At 69.0% G+C, this 3,907-nt stretch carries 3 protein-coding genes; all 3 read left to right on the plus strand.

Features of this window, described 5'->3' with window-relative positions; genetic code table 11:
* On the plus strand, positions 1 to 237 hold a 237-nt coding region (locus tag VQ03_RS24690; RefSeq protein WP_048453562.1), incomplete at its 5' end, for a 2Fe-2S iron-sulfur cluster-binding protein.
* Positions 238 to 625: 388 nt separating this feature from the next.
* Complete coding sequence (locus VQ03_RS24695; protein ID WP_048453563.1) at positions 626 to 2,995, plus strand: xanthine dehydrogenase family protein molybdopterin-binding subunit; 2,370 nt, start codon at positions 626 to 628, stop codon at positions 2,993 to 2,995.
* Between the two features lie 20 nt (positions 2,996 to 3,015).
* Positions 3,016 to 3,816, plus strand: a complete 801-nt coding sequence (locus VQ03_RS24700) for an FAD binding domain-containing protein (protein WP_048453564.1) — start codon at positions 3,016 to 3,018, stop codon at positions 3,814 to 3,816.
* The last annotated feature ends 91 nt before the right edge of the window (positions 3,817 to 3,907 follow it).

Here is a 3,907-nt window from a genome sequence, read left to right on the forward strand (position 1 = left end):
ATGCAGGCGGCCTTCCGCGAGCATCACGGCCTCCAGTGCGGCTACTGCACGCCCGGCACGATCATGCCCGCCGTGGATCTGGTGCGCCGCAAGGGCAACGCGCTCGACGAGCACACCATCCGGCACGAGCTGGAAGGCCATATCCGCCGCTGCACCGGCTACCACAACATCGTGAAGGCAATCGCCTCGAGCGCCGAAGCCATGGCGGCGGAGCCGCAGAAGGTCGCGGCGGAGTAGCACCGCCCTGAACCCTCCCCCTACGGAACTCGGGCTTGCCCGAGTTCCGCCTTTCAGCGCCCAAGTCGGGCTTGCCCGACTTGGGAATGGGGGAGGGTGCCTCACGGAGTGGGACGGGAGAGGGGAACCACGTTTCCGGATATGGCGGAGCCATTCTGACGGGCGTTCCCTGGATCAGCGTCGCGCTGCCCCTCTCGGCGCGACTTCGTCCCGCTGCACTCGCTTACGCTCGCCACCCTCCCCCGCAGAGGGGGGAGGGTTGGGCGTCGCGCTTCATGAGATCCCGTCCGCGCCATCCGGACCAACGACAAGACGCCATCAAGAACCGAGGCCGGCCTCGAACCCCGACGCGCCGGCCCATGAGGCCAGATCCGGGAGAGACACGCCCATGACCGCCACGGGTATCGGCGCCTCGGTGCGCCGCAAGGAAGACCAGCGCTTCATCACCGGCAAGGGCCGCTACGTCGACGACTACAACCGCCCTGGCCAGGCTTACGCCTGTTTCCTCCGCTCACCCCATGCCCATGCCACGATCCGCGGCATCGACACCTCGGCGGCCGCGTCGATGCCGGGCGTGGTCGGGATCCTGACCGGCGAGGACCTGGCGGCCGACAAGGTCGGCGGCCTGATCTGCGGCTGGATGATCCATTCCAAGGACGGCACGCCGATGAAGGCCGGAGCGCATCCCGCGCTCGCCCAGGGCAAGGTGCGCTATGTCGGCGACCACGTCGCGGTCGTCATCGCCGAGACCCTGGCCCAGGCCAAGGACGCCGCCGAGGCGATCTCGGTCGATTACGACGTGCTGCCCGCGGTGGTCGAGACCGCCAAGGCGGCGGGCGCCGGCACGGTCGTCCACGACGTCGCCCCCGACAACACCGTCTTCAACTGGCATCTCGGCAACCAGGCCGATGTCGAGGCGGCCTTCGCCCGGGCGGCGCACGTCACCAAGCTCGACATCGTCAACAACCGGCTGGTGCCGAACCCGATCGAGCCCCGCGCCGCCGTCGGCGAGTACGACGAGGCCGAGGAGGCCTTCACCCTCTACACCACGAGCCAGAACCCGCACGTGGCCCGCCTCGTGCTCTCGGCGTTCATCGGCATCGCGCCGGAGAACAAGCTGCGAGTGGTGGCGCCGGATGTCGGCGGCGGCTTCGGCTCGAAGATCTTCATCTATGCCGAGGAGACGGTCTGCGTCTGGGCGGCGAAGAAGGTCGGCCGGCCGGTGAAGTGGACCAGCGACCGCACCGAGGCCTTCCTGTGCGACGCCCATGGCCGCGACCACGTCACCCATGCCGAACTCGCGATGGACGAGGGCGGCAAGATCTTAGGCCTCAAGGTCCACACCATCGCCAATCTCGGCGCCTATCTCTCGACCTTCTCGTCGTCGGTGCCGACCTATCTTTATGCGCCGTTGCTGTCGGGACAGTACAACATCCCGGCCATCTATTGCGAGGTCGACGGGGTCTACACCAACACCGCGCCGGTCGACGCCTATCGCGGCGCCGGGCGGCCGGAGGCGACCTTCGTCATCGAGCGGCTGGTCGAGGTCGCGGCCCGCGAGCTGAACCAGGACCCGGCGAAGTTCCGGCGCAAGAACTACATCAAGAGCTTCCCGCACCAGACGCCCGTCATCATGATGTATGACGGCGGCGATTATTCCGCCTCCCTCGACAAGGCGCTGGAGATCGCCGACCACAAGGGCTTCGCCCGCCGCCGGCGCGAGAGCGCCCGCAACGGCAAGCTGCGCGGGATCGGCTTCTCGTCCTATATCGAGGCCTGCGGCATCGCCCCGTCCCAGGCGGTGGGCTCGCTCGGCGCCGGGGTGGGCCTGTGGGAATCGGCCGAGGTGCGGGTGAACCCGACCGGCTCGATCGAGGTGCTGACCGGCTCGCACAGCCACGGCCAGGGCCACGAGACCACCTTCGCGCAGCTCGTCTCCGACCGGCTCGGCGTGCCGATCGAGAGCGTGACGATCGTGCACGGCGACACCGACAAGGTGCAGTTCGGCATGGGCACCTACGGCTCGCGCTCCGGCGCGGTCGGCATGTCGGCCATCGCCAAGGCGATCGACAAGGTGGTGGCCAAGGGCCGCAAGGTCGCGGCCTATGCGCTGGAGGCCGGCGAGGACGACATCGAGTTCAAGGACGGCCGCTTCTCGGTCGCCGGCACCGACAAGTCTCTCGCTTTCGGGGAAGTGGCGCTGCAGGCCTACGTCGCCCACAAGTTCAGCGGCGCGCAACTCGAGCCCGGCCTGAAGGAGGGGGCGTTCTACGATCCCACCAACTTCACCTTCCCGGCCGGGATGCACATCTGCGAGCTGGAGGTCGATCCCGACACCGGTGTCGTTACCATCGAGAAGTTCACGGCGGTCGACGATTTCGGCAACGTCATCAATCCGATGATCGTCGAGGGCCAGGTCCATGGCGGCATCGCGCAAGGGGTCGGCCAGGCCCTGTTCGAGGGCGCTCTCTACGATTCCGACGGCCAGCTCGTCACCGCGAGCTTCATGGATTACCGCATGCCGCGGGCGGCGGACCTGCCGTCGTTCGAGGTCGGCATGACGGTGACGCCCTGCCCCTCGAACCCGCTCGGCATCAAGGGCTGCGGCGAGGCCGGCGCCATCGCGGCCCCCGCCGCCGTGATGAACGCGCTCACCGATGCGCTGGGCCACGAGGCCATCGCGATGCCGGCGACCCCGCTGGCGGTGTGGCGGGCCGCGCAAGCCAGCCCCCACCTGCGCCCGGAAGCCGCGGAATAAGATCAAGTCTGGAGAGCATCATGTACGCTTTCGCCTATCACCAGCCGACCAGCCTCAAGGAGGCCGTGAGCCTGCTCGCCGGCGAGGATGCCAAGCTCGTCGCCGGCGGCCACACCCTGATCCCGACGATGAAGCAGCGGCTGGCCGCCCCCGGCACGCTGATCGATCTCGGCAAGGTGCCGGACCTCGTCGGCATCGAGCGCAGCCCGCGCTCGATCACCATCGGCGCCATGACCACCCACGGCGCGGTCGCCGATTCCGCCGACGTGAAGGAGGCGATCCCCGCGCTCGCCGAACTGGCGGCCCTGATCGGCGATCCGGCGGTGCGCCACCGCGGCACGATCGGCGGCTCGGTCGCCAACAACGATCCCGCAGCGGATTACCCGGCGGCGTGCCTGGCGCTCGGTGCCACGATCAGCACCAACAAGCGCAAGCTCGCCGCGGAGGAGTTCTTCACCGGCCTGTTCGAGACGGCCTTGGAGGAGGGTGAGATCGTCACCGGCGTCTCGTTCCCGATCCCCCACAAGGCGGCCTACGAGAAGTTCCGCAACCCGGCCTCGCGCTACGCCCTCGTCGGCGTGTTCGTCGCCAAGCGCCCGAGCGACATCCGAGTGACCGTGACCGGCGCCGGCTCGAACGGTGTGTTCCGCTGGACCGAGGCCGAGGAAGCTCTGGGCAAGCGCTTCGCCGCGAAGTCGCTGGAGGGGATGTCGCCCTCGGCAGGCGGCCTCAACAGCGACATCCATGCGGATGCGGACTACCGCGCCCACCTGATCGGCGTGATGGCGCGCCGGGCGGTGCAGAAGGCGGCGGACCGGTAAGGCACGACGCGCGTGCGAGAACCCTCCCCCCCCTCTGCGGGGGAGGGTGCCCCGCGGATGCGGGGCGGGAGAGGGGAACCACGCTTCCGGA

The organism is Methylobacterium tarhaniae, assembly GCF_001043955.1.
Lineage (GTDB): Bacteria > Pseudomonadota > Alphaproteobacteria > Rhizobiales > Beijerinckiaceae > Methylobacterium > Methylobacterium tarhaniae.

What these genes read in the sequence shown, in the direction of transcription:
- VQ03_RS24700 (WP_048453564.1), top strand. Translation starts at nt 3,016, where the DNA reads ATGTACGCTTTCGCCTATCACCAGCCGACCAGCCTCAAGGAGGCCGTG.
- VQ03_RS24695 (WP_048453563.1), top strand. Translation starts at nt 626, where the DNA reads ATGACCGCCACGGGTATCGGCGCCTCGGTGCGCCGCAAGGAAGACCAG.